This window comes from Corynebacterium sp. UBA2622 (assembly GCF_002339505.1).
In the GTDB taxonomy this organism is placed as follows: Bacteria; Actinomycetota; Actinomycetes; order Mycobacteriales; family Mycobacteriaceae; genus Corynebacterium.
Genome location: NZ_DDJO01000012.1, coordinates 236658 through 252037 on the forward strand (window position 1 = coordinate 236658; position 15380 = coordinate 252037).

Below are 15380 nucleotides of genomic sequence, written 5' to 3' on the forward strand. Positions count from 1 at the left end.
GCCCGGCCTCAGGCGGAGGGGCGGCGGCGACGACGCCCCAGCGCCGCCTGCTCGGCGCGCCGGATCTGCTGGAAGGTCACCCGCCCCGCGCGGCGGAAGGCGGGGTAGGGGTTGAACATCCGGGGGCGGCGGATGCGGCGCGCCCCCCACTCACCGAGGACCACGCCGCTCGCGAGGGCCACGCACGTGCCCACGGCCAGGGCGAGGCTGGTCATGCCCACCACGAGCTGCTCGTTCAGGATGGCGTACATGCCCCGGTAGATTCCGGAACCGGGCAAGAACGGGGTCACGCCCGCCACGGCGGTGATGACGGGGTTGATGAGGAAGCGGCGCGAGACGAGGCCGCCGGCCAGGCCGACGACGAAGGCGCAGGCGAAGGTGGCCAGGAGCCGTCCCGTGCCGAGTGGGAGGAGGAATAGGTAGTACATCGCGGAGCCGGCGAGCGCGGTCGCCGCCGAGACGAGAATGGCGGGCTTTTCTGCGAAGGAAGACACCGCGAAGGCCGCCGATGCCACGGTGCTGCCGATCAACCGGGCCAGGGCCGAGCTGAACGACGGTGCGCCCAGCATGGTTTCCAGCGGCGGGAGCCCCACCCCGAGGAGATCTGCCACGCTGATGCCGAACGCGACTCCCGCCACGATGCCGCCGGTGAACAGCATGGTCTGGAAGAACCTGGCGGACGCGGTGACCGGGGAGCCGGTGATGCCGTCGAGAAGCGATTGCACGAGCGTGAGCCCGGCGAGGAGGACGACGATGCCGGTGGCGATCACCTGGCTGGGCACGATGGTGTAGCCGAAGTTCGCGGAGAAGTGGTAGAAGAGCACGGCCGGCACGGTGGCGAGGAACCCGCCGATGGCGCAGTGGAAGAAGTAGGGCAGGTCGTTGCGGGAAAGGACCTTGCTGACCACCATGATCAGGAACGACGTCAGCGCGCCCACCGAGGCCATGAACAGGTCGCTGCCCAGGAGGATGCCGACGGCCGCGCCCATGACGGTCCATCCGCCGAGGAAGCGGGCGACGCGGTGGGGGATGTATTCCCGGTCGATTGTGTCCAGGATTTTCTCGGCCATCTCCGGCGGGGTTGCACCGGAACGGATGGAGCGGATCAGGCGGTCCGCCTCCTGGAGCTTGTGGTAGTTGTACGAGAAGTCGTTGACAACCCGGAACACGCTCACCGGCTGCCGGCGCTCCACGCCGATGATCGTGTGGATCGTCATCGTGTTCACGGTGATGTCCACGTGGCAGTAATGCAGACCGTACGAGGAGGTCACCGTGTGGATCTGTGCCTTGACATCGGAGCTGGTCGTGCCGTTGGTGATCAGGATCGAGCCGATCCGAGCCGCGATGTTCATCACGGCCGCGACCTGCGCGGGATCGGTCAGGTCGACTGGGGCGAGAACCGACGGCGGGGGCGAGGTGCGGGCCTCGTCGATCGTTGCGACGCTACGCGATTTCTGGCGGAAATTATCCCACGCCTGGTTCAACCCGATTGCCACACCGCACACACTATCGGCTGGCACTTTTTCACGCACTCAGGGGGTCACAGTGTACACTCTGCCTCACTGCTGGAGTGGCGCAATCGGTAGCGCAACGCACTTGTAATGCGTAGGTTGCGAGTTCAAGTCTCGTCTCCAGCTCCGCGTCCCCTCACCCCAGAGAAGCTGGTGGGGGGTATTTTCGTGTCCTGCTGGGGGGTGTGGGCGCGTGTGGGCGGCCACACGGTGGTGCCGCAAACAGGTAAATGCAAACCGGTAAATCTAAACCGGTAAAACTGCAGTTCATCACAACCGGCCATTTTGCCGAACAGGCGTTTTAGCGGTTTAGGTTTCCCTGTTTGCGGGATGCGGGTGCCCGCCACCAGGCGCTTCGCCACCCGGACGCCACCCCAAGGCAAATGCCCCTAAAGAAAAACCTCCGGCCCAGTCCGCGTTCAGCAAACGTTCAGGTGCGGCGGGTTTACTACCCTTCAGACACTCATGAAAGGGAGCACCCACATGGCAGACAACAACCAGGGCGTGAAGGTTCTCGTCGTCGATGACGAGCCGAACATCGTCGAACTCCTCACCGTCTCGCTGAAATTCCAGGGGTTCGAGGTGGAGAGCGCCCAGTCGGGGCAGGACGCCCTGAAGCTCGCGCGCGAGTTCCGCCCGGACGCCTACATCCTCGACGTGATGATGCCCGGGATGGACGGTTTCGAGCTGCTCGGCAAGCTGCGCGCCGACGGCCTCGACGGCCCGGTCCTCTTCCTCACCGCCAAGGACGCCGTCGAGGACCGCATCCACGGCCTGACCCTGGGCGCCGACGATTACGTCACCAAGCCCTTCTCGCTGGAGGAGGTCATTACCCGCCTCCGCGTGATCCTGCGCCGCGGCAACGTCACCGAGGCCGGCGATGAGGACGCCACCCTGCGCTACGCGGATCTCACCCTCAACGACGACACCCACGAGGTGACCAAGGGGGGCGAGATCATCGATCTCTCCCCGACGGAGTTCAACCTCCTGCGCTACCTCATGCTCAATGCCGAGGTGGTCCTGTCCAAGGCGAAGATCCTCGACAACGTGTGGCACTACGACTTCGGCGGCGACGGCAACGTGGTGGAGTCCTACATCTCCTATCTCCGCCGCAAGATCGACACCGGCGACGTGCCCCTGATCCACACCGTCCGCGGCGTGGGCTACGTGCTGCGCACCCCGCGCCAGTAACGTCCGGGAGATGATCTACCGCCCGCTCAACCTGAGCTCGTCGGCCACCCGGGTTCCCCTCCAGAAGAGCCTGGTGGCCGTGGTCCTCATCGTCTCGGTGCTGGCGATGACGCTGAGCTTCACCGCCGTCTACCTCCTCATGCGCGGGCTGCTCTACCAGCGCGCCGACGGGGAGCTGCGCAGCGGGCTGGACACGTGGGTGGGCCAGGCCTCGCCCTGGCCGACGAGCGGTGCGCCAAGCGAATTCACCCAGGCGATCTACTACCCGGGCCTGGACAAGACCATCAGCTACTTCCCGCGGGCCTACCCGCCCGACTACTCCCAGCTCGACGGCACCGACCCGCAGACAATCACGTCGGTGCGCGGCACGGAGCCGCTGCGCTACTACCGCGCGCTCGCCCGCTGCAACTCCGACGGCAGCATCCAGTACGTGGCCAAGTCCCTCGACTCCGAGCGCCGCATGCTTGCCTCGCTGGCGGTCATCGAGCTGAGCCTCGGCGGCATCGCCGTCATCTTCATCGCCTTCGCCGGCAACTACATGGTGCGCCGCGCCCTCGCGCCGCTGCGTGAGGTGGAGAACACCGCGCTGGCCATCGCGGACGGCGACACCTCGCGGCGGGTGCCCGCGTGGCCGCGGGAGACCGAGGTGGGCAAGCTGTCCTACGCGGTCAACACGATGGTCGGGCAGCTCCAGGAGTCCATTGAGGAGTCGCGCACGAAGGAGGAGCAGATGCGCCGCTTCGTCGGCGACGCCTCCCACGAGCTGCGCACCCCGCTCACGAGCATCCGCGGCTACGCGGAGCTGTACCACAAGGGAATGGCCCCGGACCCGGACATGGTGCTGAGCAAGATCGACCAGGAGTCGGGCCGGATGAAGCTGCTCGTGGAGGACCTCCTGGCGCTGACGCGCGCCGAGGGTGCGCGGCTGCACTCCCGGACGGTGGACATGCTTGAGCTGTGCGCCTCCGCCGCCGACTCGGCGCGTGCGGCGTTCCCCGAGCGCACGGTGCGCATCGTCAACGACACGCTCAAGGTGCCCACGGTCGACGGCGACCCGGACCGCCTGCACCAGGTCATGCTCAACCTCATCTCCAACGCGTTCAAGCACGCGGGGCCGGATGCCTCCGTCACCATCACGTTGCGGGAGAACCTGGACAAGGTGTTCATCGACGTCGCCGACGACGGCGTGGGCATGAGCCCCGAGGACGCCGAGCACATCTTCGAGCGCTTCTACCGGGCGGACGTCTCGCGCAACCGCGCCAGCGGCGGTGGGTCGGGCCTGGGCCTGGCCATCACGAAGTCGCTCGTCGAGCAGCACGGCGGCGCAATTTCCGTGAAAACGGCCCCCGGCAAGGGTTCCACCTTCACGATCTCCCTGCCCATGATCGCCTCCTAGCCCCGGTATTTGACCCTCCCCCGGCGGCAACCCTTTGGCTGAATCCATGTATCTCATCGGCGAAGCAGCGCAGTGGCTGGGCGTCACCCCCAAGGCGCTGAGGCACTGGGATGCGCTCGGCCTTCTCGTGCCGCGGCGCGAGGGCTCGTACCGCGTCTACACCGAGGGGGACCTCGAGCGCGGGGCCGCCATCGTGCTCTACCGCAGCGCGGGCGTCCCCCTCGCGGAGGTGGGCCCGCTTCTCGACGCCCCGCCCAGCGCCGCGCTCGCCGACGCCCTCCGGCGCCACCGCTGCACGCTGCGCTCCCGTGCCCGCGTGCTGAAGCGGCAGATGGATACCGTCAACAGGCTGATTGAGGAGACTGACATGTGCGAACTATCCACCTACCTGGGCGCGGACATGCCCGCCTACCAGCGCGAGGCGGAGGAGCGCTGGGGCGGGTCCCCCGAGTGGGAGAGCGCCCGCTCGAAGCAGCGCGGAATGCGCGCGGGGGACTACGCCCGCCTGAGCGACGGGCAGCGTGCCTTCACCGAGCGGCTGCGCGCCGCCCGCGAGGCCGGGGTTGAGCCCGGCTCCCCCGAGGCCGACGCGCTCGTCCTGGCGCACCGCGACGCCCTCGGGTCCTGGTACCCGGTCAGCGCCGCGCGCCAGGTCATCCTTGCCCGGATGTACGTCGCGGACCCCCGGTTCGACGCGGCGTACGCCGGTGAGCAGGGTTACCTGCTGCGGCTCGTCGAAAAGCGCGCCGCGGAGGAGGGCATCGACCTGGATAATCCCCGGTGGGACGGCTAGCGCCAGCCGTCCTCGCCGGTACCCAGTTCCGCGCGCAGGGCTTCGGCCGGGCCGTCCATTTTGGCGGGATCCGTCTGGTCGGCCGGGGTGACGCGGGAGAGGTCGTAGCCGGACATGTCGTTCGCGGGGAAGACGTGGATGTGGGCGTGGGGGACCTCGAAACCGGCGATGAGGTACCCGGCGCGAGCTGAGCCGAAGGCACCGATGACCGCGCGCCCGATCTCCCGGGCCACCTCGTTCATGTGGGCCCACAGCTCGGGGGAGAGGTCGGTCCACTTGTCCACCTCCTCGACGGGGACCACGAGGGTGTGGCCGTAGGCGATCGGTTCGATGGAGAGAAACGCGGCCACGGTCTCGTCGCGGTAGATGAAGCGGCCGGGGATCTCCCCGTTGAGAATCTTGGTGAATACGGTGCTCATGCCCGTCCACGCTACCGGTAAGTTAGGGTCCATGCGCATCCTTGTCATCGGTTCGGGCGGCCGCGAACACGCCCTGCTCACAGGCCTCGCCCGGGGGTCGTCTCCCCACGAGCTGCACGTCGCACCGGGCAACGCGGGCATGGGTTCCCTGGCCCGGGTCCACCCCGTCGATGTCGGCTCGCCCGAGTCGGTCGTCGCCCTGGCCCGGGATCTGCAGGCCGATCTCGTTGTTATCGGCCCGGAGGTGCCGCTGGTGGCGGGTGCGGCCGACGCGCTGCGTGAGGCCGGCATCGATGTCTTCGGCCCCTCCCGCCGGGCCGCGCAGCTCGAGGGGTCGAAGGCCTTCGCCAAGGACGTGATGGCAGCGGCGGGTGTTCTAACCGCGTCGGCGACGAGCGTCGACACGCTCGACGGCCTCGCCCCCGCCCTCGACGAGTACGGCCCGAACTACGTGGTCAAGGATGACGGGCTCGCCGGCGGGAAGGGTGTGGTGGTCACGCAGGACCGCGCGGAGGCGGAGGCGCACGCGCGCGCCGTGGTCGAGTCTGGCAACCCCGTGCTCTTCGAATCCTTCCTCGAGGGGCCCGAGGTGTCGCTGTTCTGCCTCGTGGACGGGGAGACCGTCGTGCCGTTGCTGCCGGCCCAGGACCACAAGCGCGCCCATGACAACGACGCCGGACCCAACACCGGCGGCATGGGCGCCTACACCCCGCTGCCGTGGCTGCCGGAGGGCGGGGTCGAGCGAATCGTCGCGGAGATCGCCGAGCCGGTGGCGCGCGAGATGGTCGCCCGCGGCATCCCCTACCAGGGCCTCCTCTACGTCGGTGCGGCGTGGGGGCCCGAGGGTCCCGCCGTGGTGGAGTTCAATGCCCGGTTCGGCGACCCCGAGACCCAGCCCGTGCTCTCGCTGCTCAGAACCCCGCTTGCCGACGTCCTGGCGGCCGTCGCCACCGGCAGTCTGTCGGAACTGCCTCCCCTCGAGTGGGAGGAGGGCTTCGCCGCCACCGTCGTGCTGGCCGCGGAGGGCTACCCGGCCGCGCCACGCACGGGAGACACCATCACCGGGGACAACCTCGGGGATCCCGCCAGGGTCCTCCACGCGGGCACCACGCTGCAGGACGGGGTGCTCGTTTCCTCCGGCGGCCGCGTGCTCAACGCCATGGGCAGGGGCGCGACGCTGGACGAGGCCGTGGCGAACGCCTACGCCGAGGTGGAGAAGATCACGCTCCAGGGGTCCTTCTGTCGCAGCGACATCGCGCGCCGCGCGATCGAGGGTGACATTCGCGTCGAGGGCTGACCCCGCCCGCTGCCCGGCCGGCACGCACCCCCCCGGGGCGGTGCCGCGTGCGATAATGGCCGGCGTGGCTGAAAAACCGATGAACGCGAACGTCCTGTCCAACCGCTACGCCTCGCCCGAGATGGCGACGCTGTGGAGCGCCGAGCACAAGATCATCCTGGAGCGCCAGCTCTGGGTTGCCGTGATGAAGGCGCAGAAGGGGCTCGGGGTCGACATTCCCGACGAGGCCATCGGGGCGTACGAGCGCGTGATCGACACGGTGGACCTCGACAGCATCGCCCGACGCGAGAAAGTCACGCGTCACGACGTGAAGGCCCGCATCGAGGAGTTCAACGAGCTGGCGGGCCACGAGCACATCCACAAGGGCATGACCAGCCGCGATCTGACGGAGAACGTGGAGCAGCTGCAGATCGTCCGTTCGCTCGAGCTCACCCGGGACAAGTCCGTGGCGCTGCTCAAGGCTGTGGGCAACCGGGCGGAGGAGTACCGCTCCCTCGTCATGGCGGGCCGGTCCCACAACGTCGCCGCGCAGGCGACCACGCTGGGCAAGCGCTTCGCCTCGGCGGCGGATGAGATCCTCGTCGCCGTGGAGCGCATCGAACAGCTCCTGGAGCGCTACCCGCTGCGCGGCATCAAGGGCCCGATGGGCACCGCGCAGGACATGCTCGACCTGATGGGCGGCGATGAAGCCAAGCTCCACGAGTTCGAGGGCGGGATCGCGCGCCACCTCGGGTTCTCCCGCACCTTCGACTCCGTCGGCCAGGTGTACCCGCGCAGCCTTGACTTCGACGCGGTCTCCGCGCTCGTGCAGCTCGGCGCGGGGCCGTCTTCGCTGGCCACCACCATCCGCCTCATGGCGGGCAACGAGACGGTCACAGAGGGATTCAAGGAGGGCCAGGTCGGCTCCTCCGCCATGCCGCACAAGATGAACGCCCGCTCCTGCGAGCGTGTCGGGGGCTTCCAGGTCATCCTCCGCGGCTACCTCACCATGCTGGCCGACCTTTCCGGCCAGCAGTGGAACGAGGGCGACGTGTTCTGCTCGGTGGTGCGCCGCGTCGCGCTTCCGGACGCCTTCTTCGCCATCGACGGTCAGCTGGAGACCTTCCTCACCGTCCTCGACGAGTTCGGCGCGTTCCCCGCGATGATCAACCGTGAGCTGGACCGCTACCTGCCGTTCCTGGCCACCACCCGCATCCTCATGGCGGCGGTGCGCACCGGGGTGGGCCGCGAGACCGCCCACGAGGTGATCAAGGAAAACGCCGTCGCGATGGCCCTGGAAATGCGCGAGAACGGCGCGGAGCAGAACCTTGTCGAACGCCTCGCAGCCGATGACCGTCTCCCGCTGGACCGCACCGCCCTCGACGCGGCCCTTTCCGACCGGCACGCCTTCATCGGCGCCGCCGAGTCCCAGGTGGACAACGTCCTGGCCCGCATCGCCGCGCTTGTCCGCGCCCACCCCGACGCCGCCAGCTACACCCCGGGCGACATTCTCTGACCCCGCGCCCGGGGCAGGGTTACTTCGCCGCCCAGTTGATCGCCTGCGCAGGCTGGGACGGGTTGCGCGGGCTGGGCAGGGTGTTCAGGCGCACGCCCGTGCCCACGATGCCCGGGTCGTCCTCGCCCTCCCAGGTCACCACCGCGGCATCGTAGTTCTCCCCGATGCGCATGTCCCCGATGTAGGCGGGAACAGTGCGGGAGCGGTCAGTGCCGCAGTACCGGTCGTCGCCCTGATGCACCCAGTTGGCGTCCGTTCCGTTGTCGTCCACCGGCGTGAGAGTGGGCAGGGACACCGAGACGGGTGCCTGACCGCGGCTCAGGCCGTCGCCACGCGGCGTGAAGGTGACCGGGAAGCAGCGGTACTTCCTGATCCGCTCGGGGGGCGGGGAGCCGATGGTCTCCGGGTCCTGCCCGATGTTCTCCTCCACCTGCTCCGGGCTCAGGGTCTCCGGCTTGTGCACGGTGACGTCCCAGTACACGGGCACGCCGTTGCTCAGGCTCGTGGTGACCACATGGGCGGGCTCGTCGAACGCCAGCTTCTCGCCGTCGGCGGTGGGCGTGAACCCCTCCGGCTCGTTGGCGAGCTCCGTCACCTGCTCCCTGCTCTCGGGGTCCACCTGGCTGCACGCGGTGAGAACGGGGAAGAGCCCGAGGGTGAGCCCGGCGGCGGTGACGAGGGTCAGTGGGGTCGAGGCGAGGCGGCGGGCATGCATGGAACTTACTTTAAACCACCGCCCGCCGCTCCCCGGGCAGTGATTTCGGGGATTCCCGGTCTCCCGGTCCGGTCCCGACCGCGCCGGGACTAGACTTGTGCCCCATGCGTCCAGAGCTCTCTGACTACGACCACCTGTCCGGCGGCAAGGTCCGTGAAATCTACGGGATCGATGCCGACACCCTCCTGATGGTGGCCACCGACCGGATTTCCGCCTTTGACTTCTCCCTCGACCCGGAGATCCCGGACAAGGGGCGCGTGCTCACCGCCACCTCGATGTTCTTCTTCGACCTGCTGGGCGACGTGCCCAACCACCTCGCGGGACCCATCGACGACGAGCGCATCCCCGAGGAGGTCCTCGGCCGCGCCCAGGTGGTCAAGCGCCTCGACATGGTCCCCTTCGAATGCGTCGCCCGCGGCTACCTGACGGGCTCCGGCAAGAAGGAGTACGACCGGAACGGCACCGTGTGCGGCATCGAGCTTCCCGACGGCCTCGCGGAGGCATCCAGGCTCCCCGAGCCGATCTTCACCCCGGCCACCAAGGCGGAGCAGGGTGACCACGACGAGAACGTCTCCTTCGCCCACGTGGCTGACAGGGTCGGGTCCGAACTCGCGGGCAAGCTCCGCGACGCCACCCTGGACATCTACTCACGCGCCGCGGATTACGCCGCGACCCGGGGCATCATCCTCGCCGACACCAAGCTGGAGTTCGGCCTCGACGAGGACGGCACGCTGGTGCTTGCCGACGAGGTGCTCACCCCGGATTCCTCCCGCTACTGGCCGGCGGACTCATACGAGGAGGGGCGGGTCCAGCCGAGCTTCGACAAGCAGTACGTGCGCAACTGGCTCACCGGGCCGAAGTCCGGCTGGGACCCGGCGAGCGGGGACACGCCCCCGGAGCTGCCGGGCTCCGTGGTGGAGGCCACCCGCGACCGCTACGTGGAGGCCTACGAGCGCCTCAGCGGGAGGAAGTTCGGCGACTGGCCCGGGACGATGGCCTAGCCGGTGGGCTGAACGGCCGCGCGTAAACTCGGCGGCCATGAGTGGACAGCCGAGCAACCTTCCCCCCAGTGCCCCGAAGCACCCCGTGACGCGCTCGTTCCACGGCCGCGAGGTCGTGGACAACTACGAGTGGCTCCGCGACAAGGAGTCGCCGGAAACCATCGCCTACCTCGAGGCGGAGAACGCCTACACGGAAGCGCGCACCGCGAACCTCTCGGCGCTGACGGAGGAGATCTACGGGGAGATCAAGTCCCGCATCAGGGAAACGGACATGTCCGTCCCCCAGCGCCAGGGCGACTGGTGGTACTACGGCCGCACCATCGAGGGCAGGGACTACGGGCTGAGCTGCCGCGTCCCCGCCGACCCGGGCGCCCCGTGGCAGCCCCCGGTCGTGCCGGATGACGGCTCCGCCCTGCCCGGTGAGCAGATCATCCTGGACGTCAACGAACTCGCCGAGGGCCACGAGTTCTTCTCGCTCGGTGCCTCCAGCGTGAGCACGTCCGGCCGCCTGCTCGCGTTCTCCTCCGACACCGAGGGCGACGAGCGTTTCCGGCTGCGCATCAAGGATCTCGACAGCGGGGAGATCCTGCCCGATGCGCTTGACGACGTCTTCTACGGCGCCACGTGGGCCGGCGAGGAGTTCCTCTTCTACACCCGCGTCGACGCCGCCTGGCGCGCCCACCAGGTGTGGCGCCACGCCGTGGGCACCCCGTCCTCCCGGGACGTGCTGGTCTACGAGGAACCGGACGAGCGCTTCAACGTCGGCATTGGCGGGGACCGCGCTGAGAAGTTCCTCTACATCGTTTCCGGTTCCAAGCTCACCAGCGAGTGGCGGGTGCTCCCGCTCGATCAGCCCGAGGGCGAGTTCGAGGTGCTCTGGCCCCGCGAGCAGGGCGTCGAATACGACGTGGACTACGCGGAGGTGGCGGGCAGTGGCCGTTGGGTGGTCACGCACAACGCCACAGGCCCCAACTACGAGGTGGGCACGTGCGTCGTCGGCAAGCCCCTGCCCGCCCTCGCCGGCCTCGAGGTCCTCATGGCTCACGACGATGCCGTGCGCATCGAGGGCGTGGACACCTACCGGGACTTCATCTTCTGCGCCTACCGCTCAGGCGGCATCAGCCGGCTTGCCCTGGCCAAGGTGGGGGAGGCCGGTATCGGGGGGTTCCGTGAGCTCGAGTTCGACGAGGAGCTCTACACCGTGGGTCTCGGCGGGAACCCGGAGTGGGACGCGCCCGTCGTGCGGGTGAGCTACTCCTCCTACACCCGCCCCGCGCAGCTGTTCGACCTCACCGTGGCCACGGGTGACAAAGTCCTGCTCAAGGAGCAGGAGGTCAGGGGAGGCTATAACCCGGCCGATTACGTGGCCTCGCGCATGTGGGCGACGGCTGAGGACGGCACGCGCGTGCCGATGTCCGTCGTACGCCGCGCGGACACGGACCCGGGCGCCACGCACCCCACGCTGCTCTACGGGTACGGCTCCTACGAGGCCTCCAATGACCCGGGTTTTTCCGTTGCACGCCTCTCGCTGCTGGACCGCGGGATGGTCTGGGTGTGCGCCCACGTGCGCGGCGGCGGCGAGATGGGCAGGCTCTGGTACGACCACGGCAAGGGCCTGGAAAAGATGAACACGTTCACGGACTTCATCGCCTGCGCGGATGCTTTGGTCGAGCAGGGGGTGACCACCCGCGGCCAGCTCGTGGCCGAGGGTGGTTCCGCCGGCGGCCTGCTCATGGGCGCGGTGGCGAACATGGCGCCGGAGAAGTTCGCCGGTATCCAGGCGATCGTGCCCTTCGTGGACCCGCTGACGAGCATCCTCATGCCCGAACTCCCTCTGACCGTCGGTGAGTGGGAGGAGTGGGGCGACCCGTACCACGACCCGGAGGTCTACGACTACATTTCCCGCTACGCCCCCTACGAGAACGTCGAGGCGAAGGCTTACCCCGACATTCTGGCGGTGACCAGCCTGAACGACACGAGGGTGCTCTACGTCGAGCCCGCCAAGTGGGTGGCCAAGTTGCGGGAGATGGCCACGGGCGGGGAGATTCTGCTGAAGACGGAGATGCAGGCCGGCCACGGCGGCGTCTCCGGGCGCTACGCGCGGTGGAGGCAGACCGCCTTCGAGTACGCGTGGACCCTCGCCCACAGCGGCGCCGTGGAGGCGTGAGGGGTGGCCCAACGTCACCCCCGCGGACTGGGACGTGTGGCGGGCTCGCGGGGGTAACGGGGGCGTGATGCGGGCCACCTTCAAGGGGTGAGTATGTTGAAAGACAAGTGATTACCGCAGAATGAGCGTAAAAATTGTCTAGTTTTACGCCCCTTCTCACCAGAGAGGTCAACATGTCTACTTCGCTTCCCCAGACGGGTGCGAGCTACACCCCCCAGATTGCGGAGCCGAAGCGCCGCCGCGACAACACCCACTGGCTCTACATCGCCGTCATCGTGGCCGTCATCGGCGGCGTCGTCGTCGGCCTCATGGCTCCCAGTTTCGCGGTCCAGCTCAAGCCGCTGGGCGACAGCTTCGTCTCGCTGATCAAGATGATCATCACCCCGGTGATCTTCTGCACCATCGTGCTCGGCATCGGCTCCGTGCGCTCCGCCGCGACGGTGGGCAAGACCGGCGGCCTCGCGCTGATCTACTTCATCGTGATGTCCACCTTCGCCCTGGCCATCGGCCTGATCGTGGGCAACGTCATCAAGCCGGGTGAGGGCATCAACTACGAGTCCACCGCCGGGGAGGGGGCGAAGTACGCCCAGCAGGCCGCGGAGTCCAGCCACGGTCTGACCGGGTTCATTCAGGGCATCATCCCCACGTCCTTCTTCTCCGCCTTCACCTCGGGCACCATCCTGCAGGTCCTCTTCATCGGCCTGCTGGTCGGCTTCGCGGTGCAGTCGCTGGGCAAGCAGGGCGAGCCCATCCTGGGCTTCGTTGCCCACCTGCAGAAGCTCATCTTCAAGATCCTGAGCTGGATCCTCTGGCTGGCCCCGATCGGCGCATTCGGTGCCATCGCAGCCGTCGTGGGCAAGACGGGCATCAAGGCCGTGGTGCAGATGATCGTGCTCATGGGCGCGTTCTACCTCACCTGCTTCATCTTCGTCTTCGGTATCCTCGGCCTGGTTCTCTGGGTCGTCACGCGCGTCTCCCCCTGGTCGCTGTTCAAGTACCTGGGCGGCGAGTTCCTCCTCATCCTGGCCACCTCCTCCTCCGAATCGGCCCTGCCGAACCTCATGCGCAAGATGGAGCACCTCGGCGTGGACAAGTCCACGGTCGGCATCGTCGTGCCCACCGGCTACTCCTTCAACCTGGACGGCACCGCGATCTACCTGACCATGTCCTCCATCTTCATCGCCGACGCGATGAACATGCCGATGAACATGAGCGAGCAGATTTCTCTGCTGGTCTTCATGATCATCGCCTCCAAGGGTGCCGCCGGCGTCACCGGTGCCGGTCTGGCGACGCTCGCCGCCGGCCTGCAGGCGTTCCGCCCCGACCTGCTCACCGGCGTCGGTGTCATCGTCGGTATCGACCGCTTCATGTCCGAGGCGCGCGCGCTGACGAACTTCGCCGGCAACTCCATCGCCACCCTTGTCGTGGGCACCTGGACCCGCACCGTCGACCGCGACCAGGTCAAGCGTGTGCTCTCCGGTGAGGACCCCTACGTCCCGTCCGACATCGACACGCACGTCAACCTGTCCAATCCGACGGTGAACAACCCGGCGACGGACCACCTCCAGCCGACCCCCCAGGTCGACCTCTCCGCCTACCAGCAGGCGGCTCCGCCGGCCAGCGGCTCCGGCCCGGCTGTGCGATAATCTCCCCCATGACCGGCCACGTCCTCGTTTCGGTGTCCTCCATCTTCGACACCACTCTCGATGGCGTGGCCGTTTTAGTATCCGATCTCGACCGCAGTGGCATCCCCGTATCCTTGCTGGTCGCCCCGCACATCGACAAGAAGTGGCACCTGGCCAGGGACAAGAAGACCCGCGGCTGGCTCGACGGCCAGCGCGACGCGGGCCGAGCGCTCATCCTCAACGGATTCGACCAGCCCGCCCAGGGCCGCCGCTCGGAGTTCGCCACCCTCGGCGACCATGAAGCCCGCCTGCGGCTCAAGGGTGCCACGCGCCAGATGAAGTCCCTCGGTTACGAGTTCGACATCTTCGCCCCGCCGCGGTGGCAGCTTTCCGACGGCACACTCGCCGTCGTCCACGACTTCGGTTTCGACCTGGTGGCCTCCACCAAGGGGTTGCACCTCACCCGCAGCGGGGAGTTCCGCCGCTGCCGCAACCTCTCCGTCGGTGAGGGGTTCGGTGCAGCGAAGTGGTGGCGACGCAACATCATCCGCGCCGCCGAGCGCGGGGCAGCGAAGGGAAACACGATCCGCCTCTCCGTCTCCGGACGCGAACTGGGGGAGAAGAAGGTGCGCCGCGACTTCCTCGACGCCGCCCTCGGTGCCGCCTCCGAGGGGGCGGTGCCCGCCGATTACAGGGTATTTCTCCCCTCCTCCGCCACCGACGCCACCGCCTGAGTCGAGGCCCTGAAAAATAGGGGAGTACCTGCCCGTCCTATATACTTGGCGCTGTCTTTTGACCCTTGTGAGATGCGGTCGTGGCGCCCCGTCGCGAAGCGGAATCTCGACGTCCAACCAGAGAAGGAAACTCATGGCACGTGTCGTGGTAAATGTCATGCCGAAGGCAGAAATTCTCGATCCCCAGGGCCAGGCGGTGCTGCGCGCCCTCGGGCGGATCGGCGTGAGCGGCGTGGAGGATGTGCGCCAGGGCAAGCGCTTCGAGATCGAGGTCGACGATTCCGTGTCCGACGAGGAGCTGCAGCGCGTCGCCTCGACCCTTCTCGCAAACACCGTGATCGAGGACTTCGAGGTCGTTCGATGACGGCAACCATCGGCGTCATCACTTTCCCGGGAACGCTTGACGACGTCGACGCGCTCCGCGCGGTGCGGCTCGCGGGCGCGGAGCCGAAGCAGCTGTGGCACGCCGACGACGACCTCACGGGTGTCGATGCCGTCGTCGTGCCCGGGGGTTTCTCCTACGGCGACTACCTCCGCTCCGGCGCGATTGCCGCGCAGGCCCCGATGATCGGTGCCGTAGTGGAGGCCGCCGGGAAGGGCATGCCTGTTCTGGGCATCTGCAACGGCTTCCAGATCCTCACGGAGGCGGGTCTGCTCCCCGGTGCCCTGACGCGGAACCAGGGGCTGAACTTCCACTGCGTGGACACCTACCTCGAGGTGGCCAACACCCGTACCGCGTGGACCAGCCGGTTCGAGGAGGGCTCGCGGATCCTCGTCCCCGCCAAGCATGGCGAGGGCCGCTTTCAGGCTGCCCCCGAGACCATCGAGGAGCTGGAGAAGGAGGGCCGGGTCGTCTTCCGCTACACCGACAACTTCAACGGTTCGCTGAACTCCATCGCCGGTGTGACCAACGAGACCGGCCGCGTGGTCGGCCTCATGCCCCACCCCGAGCACGCCATCGAGCTGCTCACCGGGCCGTCAACCGACGGCCTCGGACTCTTCCTGTCCGCCATCTCTTCGATCGGAGCCTGAAAAG

At 68.0% G+C, this 15380-nt stretch carries 14 protein-coding genes and 1 tRNA gene; 12 read left to right on the top strand and 3 right to left on the bottom strand.

Going from position 1 to position 15380, the window contains the following annotated elements:
- Window positions 1–8: 8 nt before the first annotated feature.
- Window positions 9–1490, bottom strand: a complete 1482-nt coding sequence (gene thrE, locus B3611_RS05455; RefSeq protein ID WP_414646304.1) for a threonine/serine exporter ThrE — start codon at window positions 1488–1490, stop codon at window positions 9–11.
- A 74-nt stretch (window positions 1491–1564) separates the two neighbouring features.
- Between thrE and B3611_RS05460 the strand changes: the two genes are divergently transcribed.
- The 4 genes from B3611_RS05460 to B3611_RS05475 all read left to right on the top strand — a co-directional run bounded on the left by B3611_RS05460 (window position 1565) and on the right by B3611_RS05475 (window position 4891).
- Window positions 1565–1637 (top strand) — tRNA-Thr (locus B3611_RS05460).
- 357 nt (window positions 1638–1994) lie between these two features.
- Window positions 1995–2702 carry a response regulator transcription factor gene (locus B3611_RS05465; protein ID WP_291314070.1) on the top strand — a complete coding sequence of 236 codons (708 nt, stop codon included), beginning with the start codon at window positions 1995–1997 and terminating at the stop codon, window positions 2700–2702.
- A gap of 10 nt (window positions 2703–2712) precedes the next feature.
- The gene (locus B3611_RS05470; protein ID WP_291314071.1) at window positions 2713–4098 is read left to right on the top strand and encodes a sensor histidine kinase; all 1386 of its coding nucleotides are present in this window, start codon (window positions 2713–2715) and stop codon (window positions 4096–4098) included.
- A gap of 46 nt (window positions 4099–4144) precedes the next feature.
- A complete protein-coding gene (locus B3611_RS05475) occupies window positions 4145–4891 on the top strand; it encodes a MerR family transcriptional regulator (RefSeq protein WP_291314072.1) in 747 nt (248 codons plus the stop codon).
- Here the strand turns inward: B3611_RS05475 and B3611_RS05480 are convergent.
- A complete protein-coding gene (locus B3611_RS05480) occupies window positions 4888–5310 on the bottom strand; it encodes an HIT family protein (RefSeq protein ID WP_291314073.1) in 423 nt (140 codons plus the stop codon). The genes B3611_RS05475 and B3611_RS05480 overlap by 4 nt on opposite strands.
- Before the next feature lie 31 nt (window positions 5311–5341).
- On the opposite strand from B3611_RS05480, the gene purD reads away from it, so the two are divergent.
- Window positions 5342–6607: a phosphoribosylamine--glycine ligase gene (gene purD / locus B3611_RS05485; protein WP_291314074.1), complete on the top strand. Its 1266-nt coding sequence runs from the start codon at window positions 5342–5344 to the stop codon at window positions 6605–6607.
- Window positions 6608–6662: 55 nt separating this feature from the next.
- Window positions 6663–8102 carry an adenylosuccinate lyase gene (purB, locus tag B3611_RS05490; protein ID WP_291314075.1) on the top strand — a complete coding sequence of 480 codons (1440 nt, stop codon included), beginning with the start codon at window positions 6663–6665 and terminating at the stop codon, window positions 8100–8102.
- A gap of 19 nt (window positions 8103–8121) precedes the next feature.
- Here purB and B3611_RS05495 read toward each other — a convergent pair whose 3' ends face one another.
- Window positions 8122–8817: a hypothetical protein gene (locus B3611_RS05495; protein ID WP_291314076.1), complete on the bottom strand. Its 696-nt coding sequence runs from the start codon at window positions 8815–8817 to the stop codon at window positions 8122–8124.
- A 104-nt stretch (window positions 8818–8921) separates the two neighbouring features.
- On the opposite strand from B3611_RS05495, the gene B3611_RS05500 reads away from it, so the two are divergent.
- From B3611_RS05500 to purQ, 6 genes are all read left to right on the top strand, one after another.
- Window positions 8922–9818 (top strand): phosphoribosylaminoimidazolesuccinocarboxamide synthase, encoded by an 897-nt coding sequence (locus tag B3611_RS05500; RefSeq protein ID WP_291314077.1) that lies wholly within the window; start codon window positions 8922–8924, stop codon window positions 9816–9818.
- Window positions 9819–9855: 37 nt separating this feature from the next.
- Window positions 9856–11985, top strand: coding sequence for a S9 family peptidase (locus B3611_RS05505; protein WP_291314078.1), 2130 nt, complete (start codon window positions 9856–9858; stop codon window positions 11983–11985).
- A 173-nt stretch (window positions 11986–12158) separates the two neighbouring features.
- Window positions 12159–13631: a cation:dicarboxylate symporter family transporter gene (locus B3611_RS05510; RefSeq protein ID WP_291314079.1), complete on the top strand. Its 1473-nt coding sequence runs from the start codon at window positions 12159–12161 to the stop codon at window positions 13629–13631.
- Between the two features lie 8 nt (window positions 13632–13639).
- Window positions 13640–14344 (top strand): DUF2334 domain-containing protein, encoded by a 705-nt coding sequence (locus tag B3611_RS05515; RefSeq protein ID WP_291314080.1) that lies wholly within the window; start codon window positions 13640–13642, stop codon window positions 14342–14344.
- A gap of 133 nt (window positions 14345–14477) precedes the next feature.
- Entirely contained in the window at window positions 14478–14708 is a 231-nt protein-coding gene (purS, locus tag B3611_RS05520) for a phosphoribosylformylglycinamidine synthase subunit PurS (RefSeq protein ID WP_291314081.1), read from the top strand.
- Window positions 14705–15376 (top strand): phosphoribosylformylglycinamidine synthase subunit PurQ, encoded by a 672-nt coding sequence (gene purQ / locus B3611_RS05525; protein WP_291314082.1) that lies wholly within the window; start codon window positions 14705–14707, stop codon window positions 15374–15376. Before purS ends, purQ begins: the two co-directional genes overlap by 4 nt.
- Window positions 15377–15380: the final 4 nt, after the last annotated feature.